Source organism: Peribacillus sp. NPDC101480 (genome assembly GCF_050277335.1).
In the GTDB taxonomy this organism is placed as follows: Bacteria; Bacillota; Bacilli; order Bacillales; family DSM-1321; genus Peribacillus.
In genome coordinates, this window is the sequence record NZ_JBNNSB010000002.1 from 195,244 (window position 1) to 219,283 (window position 24,040).

Below are 24,040 nucleotides of genomic sequence, written 5' to 3' on the forward strand. Positions count from 1 at the left end.
TTTATCTCTTAATATCTTCCATTTTACCTTCCATTGCCGAGAGTATCTCCTTTTCGGTTGCCAAAGGAGTATCTCCAACGACAGTACATGCCAGCATTCCTGATACAGCCGCAAACCGAACTGTCTTTTCAGGGGAATATCCTAGCAATTCGCCATGCAGGATTCCGCTTGTGTAAGCATCGCCTGAACCTATTCTATCATATACGGAAAATGATAGGATATCGGAAAAGTAAAATGTCTCTTCTTTGTATATATACCCCCTCAGCGTATGGCTATTATCACTGTTGATTGAACGATGTGTCCCTGCTATCGATTGAATATTGAATTTCTTGGCCACTTCAGGGATCAACTCAATAAGCTGCTCTTCCCTTGTGGAGCCTTCTGACTTCATTCCTAAAATATATAGGGCGTCTTTCTCATTCATCATGACGATATCAGCCAAAGAAAGCATTTCTTCATAATGAGGCTTTGCGTCAGAATAACCTCCCTCCCATAAAGAGGGACGGTAATTGCAATCGAAACAGACTGTACCGCCTTTTTCTTTGACTTTTCCAGCCAGCGCCTTCATACTTTCCCGTACATTTTCCGCCATTGCAAGCGTGATTCCGCAAAAATGGATGATATCCGTACTTTCCGAAATCATATCCATATCATAATCGGATAAGGTGGCTGTATTAAAACTGCTTTCCAGTCGATTGGAATATGTGACACGGCTCGCCCGCTGTCCAAATCCATTTTCCAAAAAGTACATCCCCATGTATTTGCCGCCTCTGGAGATGTAGCCCCTTCCAATTCCTAAGCGCTGCAGAGCTGAGATCGCTGAATCCCCGAGGGGGTTATCCGGTAACTTGGTCACAACATACCCATCATGTCCAAGCTTTGTCATCGCAGAAGCTACGTTTACTCCCGTGCCTGAAAAGGAGTATTGCAGAGTGTTAGCCTGTGATAGTAATTCATACCCTGGTACCTGCAAACGCATCATAACTTCCCCGAATGCCACAATCCTTTTAGGCATATTTTTCAACCAATTTTTTTGTTATGGCCAATAATTTCCGTACATCCTCATCATTCGTTTTACCAGTCTCTTCATCGATGATAGAAGAATATACATGGGGAATGACTTTAGGCACTTTTGCTTCTAATGCAATTTCTAAAATGGTCTCGAAATTATTTAAATCGATTCCACCTGTTGGTTCCAAAGCAAATCCCTCTTCACCACAAGCTTTTGCCACAGCACGATATTCATCTTCATGCTTCAGGCCTTTCATCGGAAAGTATTTTAATGCATTTCCTCCCATATCACGAACAAGCGCAATGGCAGCTTTTATAGGCACAATGGCAGTTTCACTTGCACCTGCACTTACTGGACCAGTGGAGATATTCACATAACCGACTTTCCCAGTTGGAGAAACAAGTGAATTTATCCAGCTATCCTTCTCACCTAAATTGGCCCTGGTGGCACCAACAGCCGGAAAAACCTGGTTAATATGACTACCTGGATAGTATTTTGCTATTTCTGCGACAACTGCTGCCTGTCTATTATCGCCCGCGCCCAATCCTATTGAAACGGCCTCATCAATGGCTTCTCCGTATTCTTTCATTGCTGTAACACCAGCTTCCACAGTTGGATAGTCCTTTGAGAGTACACCCACCAATACATGGCCTTCCGCTGCTTCAAAGACTTCCGCTGCATTTTCTACACTATTTGCAAGTACATTTAAGGCTACACGATCATTCAATAACCGTTTGTTTATGTTTGTCATCCTTGTTTTCCTCCTAATATTGTTCTTAATTGTGCTTCTATGACATGTATATCATCACCTTGCAATGGACGCGGATCTATATCGAAAAAGCCTTGCCGAATCCCATAATCACGTGTATAAATGGCAATATCCCCATTTTTGAGCTGCTCGTTCACTTCTTTCGCCGTTGTTTCCGTTATCAAAGGATCAATGGAAATGCGGGCTCTATATATGGCACGGCCGGCTTCATCCTGTACTATCGTTACTTTTACGCCATCAATGGAGTCAAGTGATGTGAGAATTTGTAAACTAGCCTTTTCTTTTTCGCTATTATCTGTCTTGTCAAAATACTCATTCAATGCCTGAAGCAGCCCAAAGGTTGTTTCCTTTCCAACCTTCATGCTCCTTCCGATACAGTGCAGTTGAACCTTTACCCATTCGATATATTTTTTTCTGCCAGCAACGATACCTGATGTGGGTCCTTCAATGGCTTTTGATCCACTATAGATCGCCAAGTCGGAGAATTGTATATATTTTTCTAAATCCTCCTCAGCTGCTGCATCGACAATCAGAGGGATACTATTCTTTTTGGCCACTTCCCATGCTTCTTCGACCGATATCATATTTTTCTGAACAGCATGATGCGATTTCACATATAAAATGGCGGCAGTATTTTCATTTATGGCATCAGCAATATGCTCTGCCTTCCCTTCATTTGCATACCCAACTTCCACCAAGTTTCCTCCACCAAGGTAAATCATGGTTTCAACCGGTGCACCATACTGAACGTTATGGCCTTTCAGCATGATGATTTCATTCTTTTGAATGGGATCTTGATGAAGCCTTTCACTTTTCCTTCTGTTTCCTTCAGTCACGATCGCCGCTACGGAAAGCGCAATTCCACTTGATGCTGAGTTTACGACGACCGCTGCTTCGGAATGAAGCAAATTCGCTATATGCTGGCCTGACTTATCGACTAAATCAGAAATTTCAACATAATTTTGCCCACCTTTTTTCATCGCGTCCATCACTGTGTCAGTTGGGGAAGAAACCCCCAATATGCTCATTCTTCCACTTGCATTGATGACTCTTTTCAAACCGTATTTAGCGTTCAATGAATTCTCCATTTATAACCACTCCTTTTACAACAACTCTTTTTTCTGCCATCCTTTTTTCACCTTCGGAATCCAATAAAAGGGTCTGTTCATTCTCGATCGAGAATAAGGTCAAGTTCGCAATATCCCCAGTTGAAATCCTGCCAAGCTCTGGTTTATGCAACCAAGCTGCTGCATTGACCGTAACGGCATCTATTACTTCTTTTAATGGATAACCGAGGTACAAAAATTTTGTAAGCACATTTGCCATATTAAAAACTGGCCCATTCTCCCTGTTTTTACGATATATATCCGTACTGATCGTATTGAAACGAATCCCCCGCTTTTTTGCCATTTCGGCAGTTTTAAAAGAAAAGCTTGCCGTTCCATGACCTACATCCAAATGAACACCACGTTCAATCGCCTTACTTAACTCAGGCAGTGGCTCTTCTCTTACATCAAATAAATTATTCGCTTTACCATTTAAGAAATGTGTAATAATGTCCTTTTCCTCAAGTAAATCAAGGACTTCCTTAATATCAGGCGGCCCTGAACCGATATGAACCATTAATGGTAAACCAGTTTCAGCCGAAAACTTCCTAGCGATTTTTAATGGCTGGACACCATTTGGACCAACCACACTTTTACTTATTCTCGCTTTAAGTCCAACGATAAACTCCCCGTACTTGGAAATTGCCTTCCTTAATTCCCCTTCGTCCAGCCATGAAATATCCGATAACTCATCAATCCTTTTCAAACCTATCCGCGAAATATTCAGAAAGGCGAAAACATTCGTTTTGGAATTTTCACAACTGATAACCAGATCAGATATCCTATCTGCCCCCGTGCTTCCCGCATCGATGACCGTTGTTACACCAGTTTTATATCCAATCTCATCAACCTCATCACCATAAGGATCGAATTCCGGGAAAGCATGTACATGCATATCAATCCATCCGCTCGAAACATAAACTTTTTGATCATAATCTATTATCTTATTGCCTGTTGCAGTTCCGGGAAGTGCGATTTCTTTAATCATCCCTTTTTCCAGTATGATATCCGCTGCATTCCCCTCTAACATCTTTACATTCTTCAGAACTAACGTATCTGTCATTTCCCTCATCCTTTTCGATACTTCCTACCGATTGCAAGTACTTTGTATACGGTTACACTGAATAAGAATTCATTTCATTTCTCTTTACAAAAATAGATTATCATATTTTACCGAACTAATCAATATAACGTTATAATGTTTGATTTAAGTTTACAGAATTTTTTAATAGAATATCGTTTGTTTTTCTATGTGCTTCTTAGTTTCTTCATATAATATGATCTCATTAGGATTTTTAAAAATTTTCGTGCTATTCATAAAAAAGGCGGGAAGAAAAATAGATAATTTTTCTTCCCGCCTTTTTTTTAACGAATTCACAAAATTCCATTGATATAAGTTTTTTTTTAAAAAAACTAACTCTAAGTCAGACTAAAGGGGGTTTGAATATTGTCTCAAGACACTCGCTCTAATCAGCTTTGTTTCAAAATTTAGATAGAACCCCTTTTGTCTATAAACTGATTTAGATCCTTTTTTCTTTTAATTCAACCATATAATTAATCCAATAATTATTGCTATAAATAAAATTAATATGGCTATGTTTTACATTTAAAATTAATTTCGATCAGCTATTATTACTGAGGACATCCTGATCACTTGCTTGCAGTCCAAATAGTTTAATAGCAGCATATTATTCCGGAAAGCACGCCTATCATGCATCAGTTATGCTAGTTGTAAAAAACCAAGTTTATCTAAAATACGTATATATATTACAAGTCAAATCTTTCATTTAGAAGCCCTCGTTAATTAATTTATCCCGCTCCTAGTATTACAGAGGAAATGTTGCTTTCCATAATATAAAAACCAAGAATGCTTATTTAAAAGCATTCTTGGTCTTGTTAATTGCCGTACTTCATTTGATTTACCTTTTTATGACACCCCCTCAATATATATCCCGTTCCGATGAAAGCCTTTAATTTACCTTTTTTGATCCTTTCCAATGGATTTCCCTCAAACGGTATTTTTGTAGCTTACCTGTTGCCGTTTTCGGTAAAGACTCTACGAATTCAACTTTTGTCGGTGCTTTAAAATGAGCCATTTTTGAGCGGCAAAAGGTAATGATCTCTTTTTCTGTCACTTTTGCATTGGGCTGCAGCACAATGATTGCCTTAGGCGTTTCTCCCCATTTATCGTCTGGGATGGCAATGACCGCAGCCTCCAAAACATCTGGATGATTATACAATACCCCTTCTACCTCTGTTGAAGAAATATTTTCCCCGCCGGAAATGATTAAATCCTTAGCCCTGTCCTGTATCTCAATATATCCATCAGGATAGGTAACTGCCAGATCCCCGGTATGAAACCAGCCATCCCTAATTGCTTCGGCCGTCTTTTCCGGATCCTTATAATATCCTTCCATTACAACATTGCCGCGAGTGATGATTTCCCCCAGTTCCTTTCCATCCCAAGGGACTTCTTTCCCTTCTTGATTGACCACCATCGTTTCCCCATTGAAAACCAATTCAATACCTTGTCTTGCCTTTATTATTGCTTGTTCGTCCGCCGATTTAGCTTCAAACTCATCCTTCCACTCGTTATATAGGATGAAAGGGGAAGTTTCTGTTAATCCATATACGTGGATCATATTCAAACCAAGGATTTCTTGTGCCTTTTGTATAAGCGCTGCTGCTGGAGGAGCACCGGCTGTTGCCATCCTTGGACGCACTTTGATATTTGTTTCTTTTGCTTTAGGATCATTTACCAACATATTGACGACAGTAGGTGCTCCACATAACAATGTAATATTATGACGGCTGAATAATTTGAGGATAAGAGGGGGATCGACCTTCCTTAAACATACATGGGTCCCGCCAGTAGCCGTTACCGACCATACACCTCCCCAGCCATTAGCGTGAAACATCGGCAAGGTATGTAAGTATACATCGTCATGCTTCACTCCAAGGTGATAAATGAAATTAGCGGCATTCATGTAATTCCCGCGATGGGTCAACATTACCCCTTTTGGTTTTGAAGTAGTTCCACTCGTGTAATTTATAGTCAAAAGTTGATTTTCATCGATTGTAACCTCTGGCAGACCACCTTCATTTGCATGCAAAATGAAATTCTCATAGTCGATCCCAGGTAAAGTGGTTTCATGTCCTTCAACAGGCACGATAATGATTTTTTCCAATGATAGTCTAGTAATGATCTTTTCGATTGGAGCGGTGAATTCTTCATCGATTATCAACATTTTTGAATCGCTATGCTTGATGATATATTCCAAATCCTCTGCAGCAAGCCTATAATTCAAAGGAACCATTACCGCTCCCATTTGACAAATGCCATAAAAACATTCCAACATATAATGCGTATTTGGCAACATTACTGCAATATGGTCGCCTTTTTCAATTCCCGAAGAATGCAATGCTTTGGAAAGTTGATCTGTTCGCTGCCCGAATTCCTTATAAGTAAACTCTTTCTCTTCATCAATGACTGCCACTTTTTGAGGATAATATTTTACGGCCCTGCGCTTCCAATCCATTGGAGTTAATGGGGAAAACATTTTACCATCTCCTTCTTTTCAGATTCTTTGTATTCAGCACCCTGCCTGGTTCGTCATGATGAATCCTGAGAAAAAAACTTCTTATCCTTTTGATACATATTCATTTTCCAGCCGTCATATCTTCTTTAATGGATTCCTTACACCAAAATAAAATCATTGAATGACGTTTTCACCTAAATATTTTTTAATTATTCTGATAATTAACCTCCTAAAACAGTGAAATTCACTGCTTTAATAAATATATAGTGCATCTTCATTCTATTATAATGGAAACTGTACACGTCAGGAAGACTATATTTTATTCTCTATGCATGACGACAGATGTTCGGTAAGCTTCCCAACGATTTGTTTGAGACGTTCCGTTTCCTCTCCATTTAGGACGCTATAAAAGTCACGAAAGACTTTGGTAAAACACTTATTGATGGAATGATAGGTATTCCTTCCACTTTCAGTGGATTGGATAAAAACTACCCGCCGATCATCCTCACTATGTACCCTCTCAATCAACCTCTTCCGTTCAAGCCGATCAATTAGTGCAGTTCCTGCCGCAGGTTTAATCTTCAAATGATTCGAAACATCTTTAACAGCTATGGATTCATTCAAGACTATTAATTGCAATGCGCGATACTGTACAGAAGTTAAATCATATTTAACCAATAACGGTTCAACCAATTCTTGTGATAGTCTGCTTAGTTCCCTGATCTCTAGATGTAAATTATACAATTCACTTGAATTCATGTTTGACAATCCTTTCTTATTGACACTATCTATCTAAAACTATAACATAATTAACGTATCAAAAAATTAACCATGCGAATTAAATTGGTTATTGATTTTTTAAAGAGAGAGAGAGGCTGTCCATGTCAGCAGAACAACGCAAAAAGATCATTATCCTCATGATCAATATGTTTATAGCAATAGGAAGTTTCGGTATCATCATTCCCATTTTACCAGCATACCTGGCCTCCATTAATCAAGGCGGAACCGCCGCTGGCCTAATGATCGCCATTTTCGCGGGTGCACAACTTATCTTTTCGCCAATTGCCGGAAAATGGACTGACCAATTCGGGCGCAGAAAAATGATTATTTATGGATTGGTCGGTTTGACATTATCCATGTTTATTTTTTATGCAGTCAATTCCATTTGGTTATTATATGCTTCACGTATCATCGGCGGGATCGGGGCAGCTTTGCTAATACCCGCAATTTTTGCTTATGTAGCCGATATCACCACATTTGATCAACGCGCCAAAGGCAATAGTTTAGTATCTGCCGCCATGTCCCTGGGAATTGTAGTCGGTCCGGGAATTGGAGGTTTTTTAGCTGACTTTGGCTTGAAGTTTCCCTTTTTGATTTCTGCTCTGGTGTCCCTATCAGCTGTTGTATTTTCGATTTTTGTTTTAAAAGAAAGCGAAACGTCACAGGTTCCACAATCCATGGATGCAAAAACTGAAACAATGATTCGGAAGATTGCCTTATCCGTGAAAATGCCTTATTTCATCCCACTCATCATTACTCTTGTAATGAGCTTTGGCCTAATGGCATATGAATCTGTAATTGGTCTTTATCTTGATAATCAATTCAATTCAAGTCCTAAGGACATCGCCATCATGGTTACAGCCACCGGTATCGTCAGTGTAATAGTGCAACTGTTTGTCGTCGACCGGATTGTACAGCGTTTCGGGGAAGTGAATGTGCTGAATATCTTTATCAGTGTTGCAGCAATCGGTTTCCTTCTATCACTTTTTGCTACAAGTTACCTGATTTTCTTTTTGATTTCGCTTATCATCTTCCTTTCCACTTCCATCTTGCGTCCAGTTCTTAACACACTGATTTCCAAGATGGCAGGGAATGAACAGGGCTTTGCAATGGGCATGAATAATGCGTATATGAGCATTGGAAATGTGCTCGGACCTACACTTGCCGGAATGATGTATGATGTACACATTACCTATCCGTTCATGTTGGGCCTTATCCTTTTATTCATTACTTTGATGATTACCATGGCTTGGCAAAAGCGATCTCTTCATGCGAAGGCATTATCCTAGAGCTTAGAAGGCATTTCAAGTTTAATGCCTTAACAAAACCCCCGAGTAGCAGCCGCCATTCGGGGGTTTTTCATTTATGATTTTTATATCAATTGAAATCCTCCAAAACTGTATATTCACGAGTAAAAGTAAAATCTCGCGGATATTCCCTCCATTTTCCGTAAGCAGCTCTAAATCTTCCGTAACATTCAAATTCACGAGTAAATGCGTCAAATTCACGAGTAAATGGATGAATCTCACGAGTATATGATCCGAATTCACGAGTAACGCTTCAATCTCTTGGATATTCGCTCCATTTTCATGCGGAAACAGCTCAAAATCTTGCGTAACAATCGAAACCATTTGCTTCTTAAGTTAATGATTTTATTTGACCAAAACAAAAAGCGGCCTTTTTCCTCTAATAGAGAATAAGGCCGCTTATCATTCAGTTTTTCTCATTTATATTGTTATTAGGGGAAAATGATCATTTAATATATACGGCTTTTTTCCCTTTACTGCTTTCAAAAGCTGCATCAATGATTTTAATGACCGATAATCCCTCTTGGGCGGTTACTGGAGCTTTTTTTCCGCTCAATATACTATCTGCAATTGCCTGGTAATATGTTAAATAAGATCCATTCAGTGTTTCAATGGTTTCATGTGTCTCATTTTCACCTTCAACCGTAACCAGCTTACCATAGAATTCGGGTTCATCTGCACCCCAAGAGTCATCCAAAGGTTTTTTCCCCTCACTTAGGGCTGCCTCTTGGCAGTCAAGACCGTACTTGATAAATGATCCTTTACTTCCATGCACCTGATAGCGCGGTCCATTAAACGGAACGATTGAGCCTGAATGCAAGATAACTCTCAGCTTTTCATATCCTAATATTACATGGAAATAATCATCCGTTTCTGCATTTTCTTTTTGGGAAAATACATCTGCCCAAACGAATTGCGGCAACCCAAACAAATGAAGTGCTTGATCGATGAGATGTGATCCTAAATCATAAAGCATGCCTGATCCCGGACCTGGTTTTTCCCTCCATCTATCCCTGACCACAGGCCGGTATCGATCATAATGGACTTGGTATGTATTGATTTCCCCAAGCACTCCATCATCCATAAGTTTTTTCACGGTCAAAAAGTCATTATCCCATCTCCGGTTATGATAGACACTTAATAGCAGATCCTTTTCCTCGGCAATCTTAATGAGCTCCTCCGCCTCCCAAGCTTCCACTACCATTGGCTTTTCAAGAATGACATGCTTCCCTGCTAACAAGCTTTGCTTGGCCATTTCATAATGTAAACCACTCGGTGTCGTAATAACAGCCAAATCAATGGATGGGTCTTCAAGAATCTCCTCTAAGCTGCTTACCACTTCAACATCTTTCAAATCTTTTTGGACTTTTTCCTTATTGGAGCTGACAACTTTCGCTATTTGAAACTGCCCTAAAACACTTAATAACGGCGCGTGAAAAGTAGCTCCTGACAATCCGTATCCAACTATGCCCACTTTAATTTTTCTCATTTTCGTTCCCACTCGCTTTCTTGTTCCTCTTAAACATACATTTTATTATATTTCATTGTCCGGGTATGTATCTCTCAAAAACTTGACAGATTGATTAATCAATTCTTTTAATACGTTAATATCGATATCTGCCACTTTATTGATGTACACACACGCTTTCCCGGAAGTGTGTTTACCAAATGCCTGTAACAATTCTTCTCTTTTTTTGTCTCCCGTAGCAAAATATAAACTGATTTTTGCTTTTCGAGGCGAGAAGCCTACCAGGGGGGCATCGCCTTCGTGACCTGATTCATATTTATAATGATAGGTACCGAACCCAATTATGCTCGGTCCCCACATCTTTGCCTCATAACCTGTCGTTTGGGTAAAAACATCCAACAATTCGTATGCATCTTCACGTTTTTTCGGATTATCGACGTTCTCAATGAACTCAATGACACTACTGTCAGTTTCTTTGGTTTTTTGTTTATACATGACCGGAACCTCCCTTATAAAAGGTAGAAAAAATTCATAAGATATCGATTGCACAGTATATTAGTACCATATACAATCATGTTTTTAGGTTGATATGTATGTATATTACCTTCATCCCCGATATATCAATGATTGGCGGACGATCTTCATTATTAGTTCTCCAAGCTTCATGGCAAATCCTTCATTCAATACCCTTTTATATTATAGAACATTAATTCGTTTTATTCTATTTTAAGAACAGAGTTTATAAAGATAAATCTTTTGTGCGTTAAAAATCGGTACTTATCATAAAAATCTCTACGATCAGAAAATATAATTCTGATCGTAGATTTTTGCATTAAAAGGCAAAATGCAGTTTATCCAGACCTATTGCCGCCGGATTTTTTCAATTTCATCAGCTATGAATTGTACCTGTGTCCCTACGATGACTTGAATGCTTTGGGGACCCACGATATTGATTCCAGCAACCCCTGTTGATTTGATTTTATTCTGATCGACAGCTCCCATATTTTCCACTTCAACTCTTAAACGGGTAACGCAGTTATCTACAGATGTAACGTTTGCGTCTCCGCCTAATCCCTCATAAATAGCGGAAGCCATTCCAAAGAATTTACTCTCATTATTCCCGCCTTGACTGCTGTCTGCTTCCGCAGTCGCTCCTCCGCCATCAAGCTCATCTTCTGTATCATCTTCTCTTCCGGGAGTCATTAAATTGAACCTTGTAATCAAGAATCGGAATAAGAAATAGTAGATGACAGCAAAAGCCAGTCCTTGAAGAAGTAGCATATACGGTTCATTTGCCAATGGCAACCTTGAACTTAAAATAAAGTCAATAAATCCTGCACTAAAACCGAAACCTGCTGTCCATTGGAAAGTCGCAGCAATAGCTAATGATATTCCTGTTAATAAGGCATGCACAACGAATAGGGCTGGTGCAACAAACATGAAAGCAAATTCCAACGGTTCAGTAACTCCTGTGAAAAATGAAGCGAAACCGGCTGCGAGCATTAATGAGGCAACTTGTTTTTTCTTCCGTGATTTTGCCGTATGGTACATGGCAAGAGCTGCTGCCGGCAAACCGAACATCATGACGGGAAAGAATCCGGCTTGATACATGCCTGTGGTTCCTTTTACTCCTGTTCCAGCCCAGAATTTACCGATATCGTTAAGTCCTATCACATCGAACCAGAATACGGAGTTTAACGCATGATGTAAACCTGTTGGTATCAAAAGCCGATTAAAGAATCCATAGAGTCCTGCTCCAGCAGCTCCTAATTCACTTATTCCTTCCCCAAATATAACTAACCAGGAATAGATGAGCGGCCATACGAAGAATAATAATAGGGAAACCAGTAACATGACAACCGCAGTAAGGATCGGGACAAGGCGTTTACCGCTAAAGAAAGCGAGTGCATCCGGCAGCTCGACCTTACTGAACCGATTATACATAGCTGCCGCTATAAGGCCCGAGAGGATTCCGACAAATGCATTTTCTATTTTCACAAATGCTGGATTTACATCTTTTGCATCAATTCCCTGCAGCATCGCTACAGAGTCCGTGGAAAGCAATGTCGTTACAACCAGATAGGCTACCAGCCCGCTTAAAGCGGCGGCTCCATCTTTTCCTTTCGACATCCCCAACGCCACTCCAACAGCAAACAATATAGCCATATTGTCTATAATCGAAGAACCTGCTTTTATTAAGAAAGCCGCTAAAGGACTTCCCGCTCCCCATCCTGCCGGATCTATCCAATAACCGATCCCCATTAAAATGGCGGCTGCTGGTAATACGGCTACTGGCAGCATCAAGGAACGTCCAATTTTTTGAAGATATTTTTTCATCCCGCTTTCCTCCTGTCAATTACTGATTTAGGGCAAACCCCATATTCTATTAGACAACGGTTCCTTCCATTTTAGAACTTCATTTCATATATAAAGTTGGCTATATTCAGAAATAAAGTCTTAGCGATTTAATCCTCCATCAAAAGTTCATAAAAAAAAGAAAAGTCCAACCGGACTTTTCTTTTTTCACTTATTTATAGAGCAAGTAGTTTTTACGAACCTTTTTAAAAGCATCCTGCTTTACTTGATACTCCTTCATGATTTCATTTACTGATGAACCTTCTTCAATTCTGGACATTACCCAGCCATTGCCAATCAATAAATTGAAATTTTTGGCTGCAAGGAATTCGAAATCATCAGGATATAGATCCTGAATGGTCTTGATGATGTGAAGTCCAGTAGGGACAGCCTTGAATTCCTCTCTATCTGTTATATAAATTTCCACTCCGTGGCTGAGTTTACCTGCATGTTTTGAAAATGTAGGTGTAAAGGAGGCTGCCCTGAATTTTACGCCAGGTAACCTTAATTCATTTAATTTCCCAGCAAGCTCATCACTGTTTATATAAGGAGCACCAATCAACTCGAATGGTTTAGTCGTCCCTCTGCCTTCCGAGACATTTGTTCCCTCGATCAAGCCTGTAGCCGGATATACGAAAGTAGTGGAAACTGCGGGCATATTCGGTGACGGCAAGACAAAAGGGAGACCAGTATCATCATAGTCCATATCTCGCTTCCAGCCTTTCATCTTGATGACCTTTAGATCTGCACCAATATTAAATTCCTTATTGAACAAAGTCGCGAGTTCCCCAACTGTCATCCCATGCTTTAGCGGTATTGGGTACAAACCGACAAACGATGAGAATTCAGGTTCAAGTACCGGCCCATCTACCGACTCCCCGCCCTGTGGGTTCGGCCGGTCCAGCACGATAAAGGGGATATTATTTTCTTTGGCTGCTTCCATTGCATATGCCATCGTGTAGATATAAGTGTAATAGCGTGTTCCGACATCCTGGATATCAAAAACAAGGACCTCCACATCCTTTAACATTTCAGGCGTCGGTTTTTTCGTTTTGCCATATAAGCTATAAACAGGCAACCCTGTTTTTTCATCAATATAATATTCAACGCTTGCACCAGCTTGCGCATCTCCACGCACTCCATGTTCAGGACCAAATAACGCTGTCAAATTAATGTCTGGATCATCATGAAGTAGATCGACGATGCTGGTTAATTTTGAATCGATGCCAGTTGGGTTCGTAATCAAGCCGACTTTCTTTCCGCTTAACACGTTCTTTTCTTCTTTTAAAAGGACTTCAATACCGGGACTGACCTTTTGTTTTTTCTTCTCTTTAACAGCGGTTACACTTTTTGAGGATACAATGCCGAAAGTCAACAGACAAATGGTAAATAGGATTATCATTCTTTTCAAACTGCTTCCCTCCCTATTTTTTAATGGGTCTTCCAGATTTAATATCTAATCCATATCCAAATTTATAAAGACTTTCAGAGGGCTTAATTACTGATGGTATATCAACCGGCAAAGTACCTTTAGGTTTTGATACTCCAAAAATGGCTGAAATTCCTGCCGGGATATTCGGCTGTCTATAACGCCCATTCGAATACCCTTTGAACCCGTAAACAGCAAGAACCGCTTTCGCTTCTTCAAAGTTTGCAACATCATAAGGGTTTCTTAAACTCATTAATACAAATTCTTTATCTTTCTTATTAGCATGATTCATGACCGCTCTAGGGAAGGCTGTTGCCCACTTCGAAGAATCTTGAATGCTATCATCGATCACTCCATCATTGACAGCCGGATCGTTTTTGACAACATAGGAACCAGTTATGACAAAGTCCGATTCATCAATGAGCCTTGCCACTTGATCAGTAAATGACTTTCCTGAAAAACTCATACCCGTTATTTGGACTTTCTTTATTTTCTTTTTATCAGCTAATTCGCTGATGCTCCTGGACATGGATTCAACTTGGTCATCAAAAGGAGCAAGAATTAAAACTTTATCATTTTTCTTAGGTTTGAAAGGCAATGTTTTGTCTTCATTTTTCAATAAGGTGATGGCATCTTCCGCGATTTTCCGTTCTTTTTTCAAATGATCTTCATTCCCTACCACTTGAAGCGCGGTGTCGATTTTTTTATCGATCGGAGTTTCATCAGGGTTTAATATCCCTCTTTTCACTTTTAGTTCAAGGATCCTCGTTACAGATTGGTTGACTTGATTTAGAGGAATTTCCCCGCTTGCCACTGCTGCCTTCACTGCATTGAATACAGAGGTTAAATTCTTTTCCATTTGAAGCGAATTAACCTGTGCAGGCATCAATGCAATATCAACACCAGACTTCAGGGCAAGGACTACGGCTTCTTCCTGTCCGAAGTTGTCCGCGATGGCTTTCATATTCAATGCATCTGTAACCACAACACCGTCAAAACCCATTTCTTCACGTAATAGACCCGTAATGACTTTATGTGACAACGTTGCAGGAACCATAATCTCTTGACCGTCTTTTTTACTGATATAGGTAGTGTCATCGAATGCAGGAAACTGAACATGTGCAGTCATCATCATATCAACTCCAGCATCAATGGCCCTTTGGAAAGGCATCAACTCGATGGAACGCAAACGACCTTTATCATGAGAAACAAGGGGAAGACCATAATGACTATCGACTGCTGTATCTCCGTGGCCGGGGAAATGCTTGGTCGTTGCTATCGTGTTCTGATTTTGCAATCCTTTTATCGTTTGAATGCCCAGCTTTGCTACAAGTTCCGGATCAGAACTGAAGGAACGAACGCCAATAACGGGATTTCCAGGATTATTATTGACATCGACAGACGGCCCGAAATTGACATTTATGCCAAGTGACGACAGTTCCTTGCCAATGATTTCTCCGGATTGATAAGCATAACTTTCTTTTCTGGCTGCACCAAGTGCCATATTGCCAGGAAGGTTCGTTCCAGTTTGAAGGCGAGTTACGATTCCACCTTCCTGATCAATCGTTATGAACAGCGGAAGGTCCGGGCTTGCCATCTGCAAACCATCGGTGAGCCGTACCGTTTGTTCGGTATCGACTACATTCTCTGCAAACAGAATAACACCGCCCAGATGATATTTTTTGATGATGCTTGCAACTTCTGAGTTCATTTCAATAAACCCCGTCGTCTTCGCTTCTCCTTGTTTTTGCCAATTACGAAAATCAGGCATGAGCATTTGACCGACTTTTTCATCGACTGTCATGTTTGCTACGATTCCCTGAATATCCGATACCGTTTTTTCAGTCTCTGATCCTTTTGCTGTCGCATTCCCTCCCAGAATGGATAAAACCAAGAATAATGCTATTCCAGCAGGGGCACATATCCTTTTTATCATTTAGGCTTCCTCCCTTGTATACTTTCTAGCTCTGTTAGCAGCAATTCCATAACCACTTTCATGAAGGGGTATAAATGAATGGAAAAGAACTATATAGATCCTATAAAGAAACCAAGGCAGCATTGGGAATCCCTTCTGCCGCCTCTTTTAACAAGCCATCATGAAATATATCCTATTATCTCCGTATAATTGATTCATAGAGCCCAATTGGTCACTCAATTATAAGTTTTATCGTTTGACCAGGCTTTAGAAGGGACAGCAAGGGAATATCTTCTTCTATAATTCGCCCAATCACATTAACTCGATGATTTGCCCCTAGGTCTCTTTTGCAAATTTGGACCTCTCCCCGATATCTTCCGTAACCATCATTGTCCATCGTTATGGATCCAAGGCTGCGTGCAACTGTATTACTCGGCTCAACATTTGCTGTGACCCGGGTATTCTGCAGCCGGAAAACATCTTGAGAAACATCTGGCCTCAATTCGTACTGACGGCTTTGTAAGAGTCGGGATTCCGCTCTAACAGTTAGAATATTTTGATTTTTATAGGCAGTCAGATTCTCAAGCAGATTATTCTCCGTTCCTTGATCTCCAACGTAAACTCCTTCCACATGCTGAAACAGCTCGATACCGGCAGCGTAAGGATTCATCAACCTGTGTTTTTCAAGCGTTGGAAGACCTTCATGAATTGGACCGCGTTTACTTCCTGCACCTGGGATGAAAGCAAAGATCGGAATGCCGTATTTCATGAACATTTGATTTTGTTCATGAAAGAATTCTTCCTCAAGGCCCGTTTCAGGCCTTGGATAAAAGTTGTGCCAAGCTATCAGATTTTCCGGTTCCACACCGCCTCCAAGCACGGCTAAAAGTTCATCTTCATTCAACGTGCTTGCATTCAGTGAAAGTGAAAACACCTTGGATAAGGATATGACCGTTTCTTTATCAAATCCATCATCAAGGCGAATACCTTTAATACCTAATCTCCATAAATCCATAAATTTGCTAATCCCCAAATGATGAAGCGTTTTTATTGAGATATCTGCATGGATTTCCATTCCGCAGGATTCTGAAAGCTTTAAAAGCCTGATCATTCTCTTTACCAGTTCGCCCTTTTCTTCAGGAATATGAAGCGAGGTAAATGCTCTCTTCACTCCCAGGTCAGCAGCATGTTTGATTTGTGTTTCTGCATGCGGGTCTTGTAGATAAAAAGAGATTCCGATCACTTGAATTCAACCGCCATTTCATCATTAAATCCAAACAGATACGTAAAAATAAATCCTGCTATATAGGAAATGAACAGTCCAGCGAGGAACAGAGCGATTTGATTTGGATGAACTAAAAAGGTAAGCGGCAGTCCGGACACACCGATGGACGACGTTGCGATTCCGAATTGAGCCTGGAATGCTCCGCCTACTCCTGCACCTAAACATGCCGTTAAGAAAGGCCGGCCCAATGGCAGGGTCACTCCAAATATAAGAGGTTCGCCGATACCTAGCATCCCGGAAGGAAGGCCTCCTCCGATTGCTCTCTTCAAACTTGCTTTCTTCGTTTTCATATAGATGGCAAATGCCGCTCCCACTTGGCCCGCGCCACCCATCGCCAAAATGGGAAGCAGTGGATCATCTCCAATCGAATTTATCAATTCTAGATGGACAGGCGTTAAACCTTGATGTAAACCAGTAATGACGAGAGGGAGGAAGGCTGCACCAAGGACGAATCCAGCTACAACACCGCCGAAATCCAATACATTCAATAACCCAGTCGTAATGGCATCCGATAAAAACCCACCTACCGGCATAAATACAATGTAAGTGACAATCCCAGTAATGAGTAAAGCGATGGTTGGCGTCAAAATGATATCCAGTGATTGAGGAATGAATTTCCTGACCTGTTTTTCCACCAAGGCTATGAAAATAGCTGCAAAGAGGACTCCTATCAACCCACCGCGGCCAGGGAGCAAATTTTCACCGAACAATGAAATGTCACCGACAGCGGGGTTGATGACCAAAATGCCTGCAAGTGCACCTAGTGCAGGTGATCCACCGTATTCTTTTGCTGCATTGGTCCCAACCAAAATCCCCAAGTAGGCAAACAGCCCCGATCCGATAACGGTTAAAATGATGGCTAATTGTGATTCTGCTGCTAGCCAGCCTGCTTGAACGATTGCTTTTGTAATACCGGTTATCAAACCTGATGCCACTAGGGCGGGAATTAAAGGGATGAAAATACTTGCAATCCTGCGTAAAAAAAGTTTAAAAGGTTTTGCATTTTTCCTATCAATCTCTGATTTATTTTTCGAGGCTACTTCCTTTAAGTTCAAATTGCCTGAATAATCTTCCAAAAGCTTTTCAAATTCTGCATGAACCTTGTTCACCACGCCTGGACCGAGGACGATTTGTATCGTTTCCTCTTCAATGACGCCAAAAACGCCTTCAGTATTTTTTATATCTTCCATTTTTACTTTCGAACGATCGATTGGCAATACCCTTAGTCTGGTCATACAATGTGCAGCATCGGCAACATTTGATGCCCCGCCTAATTTCCCCAATAATTCTTCGGCTAAACTGGCGTACTTATCCCCCTTACCCATTCAAAAGCCCCCTTTGTCAAATCTCGTATCAATCATTTATATCGATCTGTCATCGATTTAATGGCAGACCTGGTGTTATCAATATATTGGACAGTCTCTTCATATTGCTCTGAAGCCATCCCCAAAAACAAAATGTCAATCATATATAATTGTGCCAATCGTGAGGATGTGGCTGCACTTCGAAACGGTGCTTCATTCGAAAAGGATGTATACAGTGTAGCGTCACACAAAGAAGATACCGTTGTTTGGCCATAATGAGTCAGCCCAATCGTCTTTACCCCACGTTCTTTTGCCAGCTTTAATATATTGACAACTTCAGGTGTTTCCCCTGAGAATGAAATGGCAAAAACGATATCATTTTCATCAGCATTTGCAATCAAGGTTGCAACTAAATGCATATCTGTAAAAGCCGTTGCCCCTTTATTGATGCGAAGTAATTTTTGCTGAGCGTCAGCCGCAACTATATTCGAAGCACCAACACCGCAAAAGTGGACAGTTTTAGCATTCAGCATCAGCGTTATCGCATGTTTGAGATTATCGTGATCGATTATTTCAGATGTGTCCCGGATGGTCTGAATCGAATTACTCGTTGTTTTCTCAACAATCCGATACAGTGATTCGGAAGGTTCGATATCCCGGTAGCCCTGTTCAACGGTCTTCATCAAATCTCCAGCAATCCTTATTTTCAGATCTTGAAATCCTTTTATGCCAAGCGACTTACACAACCTAATAACAGCAGCCCCGCTTGTTTGGGCAGACGTACTTAATTCCTGTACAGTGCTGTTCACAACTTCATGAGGATTCTTGAGAATATATTCTGCTAGTTTTTGTTCAGATTGCGGCAGCTTGCTCAACATTGTCTGTATGATTGATAATCCTCCTGTAGCCATTTCTTCCCTCCTTAATCTTCATAGATTGAGATGGCTTTTCTGACATCTCCATCAGCATTTTCCAGTAACTCCATTGCTTTTTCATAATCTGTTGCCGTTTTTATCATGACAATCGCTGGCTTAACTTGATTATTTGCCTTTTCAAGCGTATTCAATGCTTGATCATAGTCAGCATTCGTTACAGTTTCTATGATGCTTATTGCACGGTCTTTCAGTTTTTGATTACTGACATTTACATCTACCATCAGATTTTCATAGACTTTTCCCAGCCGGATCATGGTTGCCGTTGAAATCATATTGAGTACCATTTTATGTGCGGTTGCGGCTTTCATTCTCGTGGATCCTGTTAACACTTCCGGTCCGACAACCACTTCAATCCCTATATCCGCTGCTTCTGTGATGCTCGCGTTTTTATTGCATGATAAAGCAACCGCTTTAGCCCCGACTTTTCTTGCATAACGTAAAGCGCCCTTCACATAAGGGGTACGACCGCTTGCCGCAATGCCAATAACCGTATCATTTGCTGTAAGGCCCACATCCATCAGATCACATTCCCCAAACTCTTCTTTATCCTCTGCTCCTTCAACAGCCCGAACAAACGCCTTTTCCCCTCCTGCGATTATTCCCAGTACCCTATCAGGCGGTGTGCTGAAAGTCGGGGGACATTCCACTGCATCAAGCACACCGAGTCTTCCGCTCGTTCCTGCTCCGATGTAAATGAGTCTCCCCCCTTTTTTTAACGATTCGCAAGCCCATTCAACCACCGTTTCAATTTCTGACAATACCTCCTCAACCGCTGCTGCCACTTTAAAATCTTCTTTATTGATTGCAGAAATGATTTCCATCGTATTTACACTGTCGATATTCATTGTCTTTTCGTTCCGTAATTCAGTCGTTAATGAACGCAAATGTTCTTCCATAGACAATTAAATCCTCCCATAAACAATTACTTAAATATAATTTCGTTTTTTAATAGAAAATAATGAAATTATATTTCATATTATATTCAATGATAGCGTTTTCATTACTCGGATACAAGATATTTTTGGTGATCTTGCACCACAGGATTTTTTCAACAATAAAAAAACGTGTACCGTCCCCAAACTTGGGAACGATACACGCACAAGTTATATAATAAAATGCCAAACTAGTATACTACTTCGGCCCCAGGATACCTCATTCCTTTACCCAGTTAACGAATAGGGACTACTTTCCCGTTTTCTACTGCACCGACGACAATAGTTGATGCAAATCCTCCATTTTCATCAATCGAGGGAATATCGTATATTTTTTGATCTGGCCCTATATTGGAAAGTCCATCTTGCATATGCTTACGGATGGCCTTGGCATCATCAACGCTGCCTGCAGATTTCATCGCTTCTACAAACGCATACATGGCGATATAATTCAATCCTACTTCTGAGCTTGGATCTTCCTTATAATTCTTTTGATATTTCTCAACGAAAGCAGGTATTGCTTCTTCATCTGAGTCCATCAGTGGCAAAACGCCAATCGAGCCTTCCAATGTTTCATATGACCCTGCAATCGGCTTCATTTGATCCAGCTTTGCTTGATCCATGATGATGAAACCACCCTTAAAGCCTAGCTCCCGAGCTTGCTTCGCTACTTTTGCCGTAGGTTCCGAAGCACCACCGATAAATAGCACATCAGGATCTTTTTTCAAGGCATTGGTGACAATCGTAAAGAAATCGGTTTCTTTGGCGAAATCAATCGATGAATTATAAACGACTTTTCCGCCTTGCTTTTCCCAATGTGGGAGCACGGCCTCCGTCCAGTCTTTACCGTATTGCGAAGATGTTGGCAAAGCGGCAATCTTCTTGCCGAAATGTTCCATTGCATATGTTGTAAAAGGTTCAATATACCCCTCGTAATTCGGTGGAATTCGAACGGTTAATGAATTTCCGCTTTCGGTCACTGCCGGTTCACTCGTATATGCCCCAATTATGAATTCCTCTTGTTCATTAAAAACCTGAAGTGCCAGCACACCTCCGCTATGAGGCGTGAAAATGATCGGCGTATCATATTCCTGAATTAACCGTTTAGCATTCGACCCTGTTTCATTTGGAAGGTATTTATCATCCAACGAAACTAAATTTAATGTGTATTTCTTACCATCTACTTCAAACCCGCCAGCATCATTAATTTCATTGACAGCCATTTCTACACCATTCAATGTCCGTTTCCCATATAACGCTGCCGCACCGCTTAAAGGACCGCTAAAACCGATGTTAACGACATTATCACTTTTGCCTTTACTGCCACTGCTTGACACAGTGCTATCCCCTTTATTGCACCCAGTCAACACAGTGATCATTAGCAGGAGAAAAATAAATAATACTTTCAGTTTTTTCATGAAAATCCCCCATTCAATTTTTTCAGGCTCCAATATACGCTTTCCTTACTTCATCATTGGCTAATAACTCACTTGCTGTCCCTTGAACGACAATTTCCCCATTTTCAAAAACATATCCTTTATCTGCAATGCCGAGAGCAGCATTCGCGTTTTGTTCAGCAAGCAGGACCGTGATTCCTTCGCGGTTTATTTCTTCAATGACCAGAAACATTTGTTCAACAATAAGTGGAGCGAGTCCCACCGAAGGCTCATCAAGCATCAACAATTTCGGTTTCGACATCAAAGCTCTTCCAATTGCGAGCATCTGCTGTTGCCCGCCGCTCAGGCTTCCCGCTTCATCATGATGCTTTTCTTTTAAAATCGGGAATAAGTGATAGACGTATTCCAAGGAATCCTTGATCTCCGCTTTCTTCTTTCGATGCACATAAGCACCCATCCTCAGATTTTCCTGGACGGTCATTTGTGGAAACAGTTTACGTCCTTCGGCACACTGGACGATTCCCTCCCGAACATTCTTATCCGGGGCACGGCCCGCTATCGGCATGCCCAGAAAATGAATTTCCCCCTTGGACAGCTTACTGATTCCGCTTATGGAACGAAAAGTCGTGCTTTTTCCTGCCCCATTAGCTCCCAACAAAACAACGATCTCTCCCTTGGCAACTTCGATATTCACATGTTTTATCGCAGTGAAACTACCATAATTCACGGCGACATCGGTTAACTTAAGCACTGGCACTCCCTCCTAAATAGGCTTTAATCACCGCTTCATTTCCGCGGATTTCCTTAGGTGTGCCCTCGGCAATTTTTTCTCCGTAATTAAGGACCATGATGTGGTCTGCCAAGTTCATGATCATATGCATTTTGTGCTCGATTAAACAAACGGTCAGTCCCGATCGATTCAATTTTTTAATCAGTTCTGTCAAGCCTTCCGTTTCATCAGGGTTGATTCCCGCAGCAGGTTCATCAAGAAAGATAATTTCCGGTTCAGTCGCAAGGGCAAGGGCAATGGCTGTCCGTTTCTTTTCCTCCTGCGAGATGCTGGAGACCATTCTGTCAGCCGATTTCGTCAATCCGACAATATCAAGAACCTCCATTGCCTTATCCCTGCAAGCCGCTTCCTCCCGTTTTAAACGTTTTGTTCTTAGAATGGCATCCACCAGATTGGATTTGGTTCGCAGCCTATGACCGACAATGACATTATCCAACACGGTCGTTTGATCAAAAAGGCTTGTCGTTTGAAAGGTTCTTGAAATTCCGAGCCCCGCTATTTCATTGGCAGGAAGTTTGGTGATATCAATCCCCTTAAATAGGACCGTCCCGGAAGTTGGTCGATGAAAGCCACTGATCAAGTTGAAAAAAGTTGATTTTCCTGCACCATTTGGTCCGATTATTGCATTGATTCTACCTTTTTCAATCGTAAAATCCACATTATTGACGGCCGCCAATCCTCCAAACCGCTTTGTCAAACTCTTCGTTTCGATTAGCAAATTCATCCCTCCTCAGCTTTTATGTGCATTTCGCTTCTCACCCTGGACAGTTCATTATCTTTTCGCTTTCTTTTCCAATCAAAGAAGGCACCTGCGATTCCGCGCGGATAAAAGATAATGATCACCGTAAGCAATGGCCCGAATATCAACATTCGATATTCTTGAAGGAATTGCAGATTTTGCGAAAGGATTACTAACAATAATGTTCCTACCAAAGGACCTGAAAGTGTCCCGATTCCACCAACCAATAAATACATCAATAGATCGAACATTATGGCAGTTGATCCGATATCAGGTCCAATGAAACGAATGAATGAAGCATACAAAGCACCTGCCAAACCTGCAAAGAATGTGGAAAGGACAAATGCGGTTAACTTATTCTTCATTGTGGATATACCAATGGTTTTTGCAAGGTCCTCGCTGTTCCTGATGGCCATATACGTCCTGCCGGTCAACGAGCGTATAATTCGATACACGACTAAAATCACTGCAAGCAGGAAAATGAGGACTAGATAATATTGGGATGCTGCAGTATCGAAGGTGATCGGCCCTATATTGCCAGGAGCAGGGATACCGATCAATCCCCTAACCCCCTCTGTAAGTCCTTCCCATTTATCGATGACCAGATATATGATGTAACCCACACATAGGGTATAAATCGCGAAAAAGTGTTCCTTTGTCCTCAGCGCGATCAAACCGATTAAAAACCCAATTGCACATGTGATTAAGCATGCACATACAAGTGCCAGCCAAAAGTTCATTTCCGCTTTTACCGTCAGGAGGCCAAGTGAATATGCTCCAATCGCAAAAAATCCAGCATGTGCAAGCGAGAGATATCCAGTATATCCTGATAATAAATTGATTCCATAAACAGCTATCGCCCAGATGAACGAAAGTGTCAGCATATGGAGATAATAATCGTTTTGAGCGATAAAGGGGAATGAAAAAGCAAAGATGATAAGTGCGATAATCCCATTTCTTTTCGTTAATATCTTCACG

Annotated in this window: 21 protein-coding genes; 1 reads left to right on the forward strand and 20 read right to left on the reverse strand. The window is 41.0% G+C overall.

Annotated elements, in window-relative coordinates:
* Window position 1 precedes the first annotated feature (1 nt).
* The 6 genes from ACQKMF_RS08535 to ACQKMF_RS08560 form a co-directional block, all read right to left on the reverse strand.
* The gene (locus ACQKMF_RS08535; protein WP_260357533.1) at window positions 2-1,015 is read right to left on the reverse strand and encodes a sugar kinase; all 1,014 of its coding nucleotides are present in this window, start codon (window positions 1,013-1,015) and stop codon (window positions 2-4) included.
* Window positions 1,008-1,763, reverse strand: coding sequence for a 2-dehydro-3-deoxy-phosphogluconate aldolase (gene dagF, locus ACQKMF_RS08540; RefSeq protein WP_101221925.1), 756 nt, complete (start codon window positions 1,761-1,763; stop codon window positions 1,008-1,010). Before dagF ends, ACQKMF_RS08535 begins: the two co-directional genes overlap by 8 nt.
* A complete protein-coding gene (locus ACQKMF_RS08545) occupies window positions 1,760-2,869 on the reverse strand; it encodes a DgaE family pyridoxal phosphate-dependent ammonia lyase (protein ID WP_402942548.1) in 1,110 nt (369 codons plus the stop codon). The genes dagF and ACQKMF_RS08545 overlap by 4 nt, the downstream gene beginning before the upstream one ends.
* Window positions 2,847-3,950, reverse strand: coding sequence for an amidohydrolase/deacetylase family metallohydrolase (locus ACQKMF_RS08550; RefSeq protein WP_402942547.1), 1,104 nt, complete (start codon window positions 3,948-3,950; stop codon window positions 2,847-2,849). Before ACQKMF_RS08550 ends, ACQKMF_RS08545 begins: the two co-directional genes overlap by 23 nt.
* 907 nt (window positions 3,951-4,857) lie before the next feature.
* Entirely contained in the window at window positions 4,858-6,447 is a 1,590-nt protein-coding gene (locus ACQKMF_RS08555) for a long-chain-fatty-acid--CoA ligase (RefSeq protein ID WP_427572612.1), read from the reverse strand.
* Between the two features lie 291 nt (window positions 6,448-6,738).
* On the reverse strand, window positions 6,739-7,185 hold the full coding sequence (locus tag ACQKMF_RS08560; RefSeq protein WP_427572614.1) for a MarR family winged helix-turn-helix transcriptional regulator: 447 nt from the start codon (window positions 7,183-7,185) through the stop codon (window positions 6,739-6,741).
* A 122-nt stretch (window positions 7,186-7,307) separates the two neighbouring features.
* Between ACQKMF_RS08560 and ACQKMF_RS08565 the strand changes: the two genes are divergently transcribed.
* Window positions 7,308-8,495 (forward strand): MFS transporter, encoded by a 1,188-nt coding sequence (locus ACQKMF_RS08565; protein ID WP_427572616.1) that lies wholly within the window; start codon window positions 7,308-7,310, stop codon window positions 8,493-8,495.
* Window positions 8,496-8,516: 21 nt separating this feature from the next.
* On the opposite strand, the gene ACQKMF_RS08570 is transcribed toward ACQKMF_RS08565, so the two are convergent.
* The 14 genes from ACQKMF_RS08570 to ACQKMF_RS08635 form a co-directional block, all read right to left on the reverse strand.
* Window positions 8,517-8,837 carry a hypothetical protein gene (locus tag ACQKMF_RS08570; protein WP_402942539.1) on the reverse strand — a complete coding sequence of 107 codons (321 nt, stop codon included), beginning with the start codon at window positions 8,835-8,837 and terminating at the stop codon, window positions 8,517-8,519.
* Between the two features lie 121 nt (window positions 8,838-8,958).
* Window positions 8,959-10,002, reverse strand: coding sequence for an oxidoreductase (locus tag ACQKMF_RS08575; RefSeq protein WP_402942536.1), 1,044 nt, complete (start codon window positions 10,000-10,002; stop codon window positions 8,959-8,961).
* A 45-nt stretch (window positions 10,003-10,047) separates the two neighbouring features.
* Complete coding sequence (locus tag ACQKMF_RS08580) at window positions 10,048-10,476, reverse strand: DUF1801 domain-containing protein (RefSeq protein ID WP_260357525.1); 429 nt, start codon at window positions 10,474-10,476, stop codon at window positions 10,048-10,050.
* A 366-nt stretch (window positions 10,477-10,842) separates the two neighbouring features.
* Complete coding sequence (nagE, locus tag ACQKMF_RS08585; RefSeq protein WP_402942533.1) at window positions 10,843-12,318, reverse strand: N-acetylglucosamine-specific PTS transporter subunit IIBC; 1,476 nt, start codon at window positions 12,316-12,318, stop codon at window positions 10,843-10,845.
* Between the two features lie 190 nt (window positions 12,319-12,508).
* Entirely contained in the window at window positions 12,509-13,747 is a 1,239-nt protein-coding gene (locus tag ACQKMF_RS08590) for an exo-beta-N-acetylmuramidase NamZ family protein (protein WP_402942530.1), read from the reverse strand.
* A 13-nt stretch (window positions 13,748-13,760) separates the two neighbouring features.
* Window positions 13,761-15,701, reverse strand: coding sequence for a glycoside hydrolase family 3 protein (locus tag ACQKMF_RS08595; RefSeq protein WP_402942527.1), 1,941 nt, complete (start codon window positions 15,699-15,701; stop codon window positions 13,761-13,763).
* A 211-nt stretch (window positions 15,702-15,912) separates the two neighbouring features.
* Window positions 15,913-16,923, reverse strand: coding sequence for a MupG family TIM beta-alpha barrel fold protein (locus tag ACQKMF_RS08600; RefSeq protein ID WP_402942524.1), 1,011 nt, complete (start codon window positions 16,921-16,923; stop codon window positions 15,913-15,915).
* Complete coding sequence (locus tag ACQKMF_RS08605) at window positions 16,920-18,290, reverse strand: PTS transporter subunit EIIC (RefSeq protein WP_101221916.1); 1,371 nt, start codon at window positions 18,288-18,290, stop codon at window positions 16,920-16,922. Before ACQKMF_RS08605 ends, ACQKMF_RS08600 begins: the two co-directional genes overlap by 4 nt.
* A 32-nt stretch (window positions 18,291-18,322) precedes the next feature.
* Complete coding sequence (locus tag ACQKMF_RS08610; protein ID WP_101221915.1) at window positions 18,323-19,180, reverse strand: MurR/RpiR family transcriptional regulator; 858 nt, start codon at window positions 19,178-19,180, stop codon at window positions 18,323-18,325.
* An 11-nt stretch (window positions 19,181-19,191) separates the two neighbouring features.
* On the reverse strand, window positions 19,192-20,100 hold the full coding sequence (gene murQ, locus ACQKMF_RS08615) for an N-acetylmuramic acid 6-phosphate etherase (RefSeq protein ID WP_230176577.1): 909 nt from the start codon (window positions 20,098-20,100) through the stop codon (window positions 19,192-19,194).
* Window positions 20,101-20,372: 272 nt separating this feature from the next.
* Entirely contained in the window at window positions 20,373-21,554 is a 1,182-nt protein-coding gene (locus tag ACQKMF_RS08620) for an ABC transporter substrate-binding protein (protein WP_101222243.1), read from the reverse strand.
* A 22-nt stretch (window positions 21,555-21,576) separates the two neighbouring features.
* Window positions 21,577-22,284 carry an ABC transporter ATP-binding protein gene (locus tag ACQKMF_RS08625; protein ID WP_402942519.1) on the reverse strand — a complete coding sequence of 236 codons (708 nt, stop codon included), beginning with the start codon at window positions 22,282-22,284 and terminating at the stop codon, window positions 21,577-21,579.
* The gene (locus tag ACQKMF_RS08630) at window positions 22,277-23,041 is read right to left on the reverse strand and encodes an ABC transporter ATP-binding protein (RefSeq protein WP_427572622.1); all 765 of its coding nucleotides are present in this window, start codon (window positions 23,039-23,041) and stop codon (window positions 22,277-22,279) included. Before ACQKMF_RS08630 ends, ACQKMF_RS08625 begins: the two co-directional genes overlap by 8 nt.
* Before the next feature lie 2 nt (window positions 23,042-23,043).
* The gene (locus ACQKMF_RS08635; RefSeq protein WP_101221911.1) at window positions 23,044-24,039 is read right to left on the reverse strand and encodes a branched-chain amino acid ABC transporter permease; all 996 of its coding nucleotides are present in this window, start codon (window positions 24,037-24,039) and stop codon (window positions 23,044-23,046) included.
* Window position 24,040 lies beyond the last annotated feature (1 nt).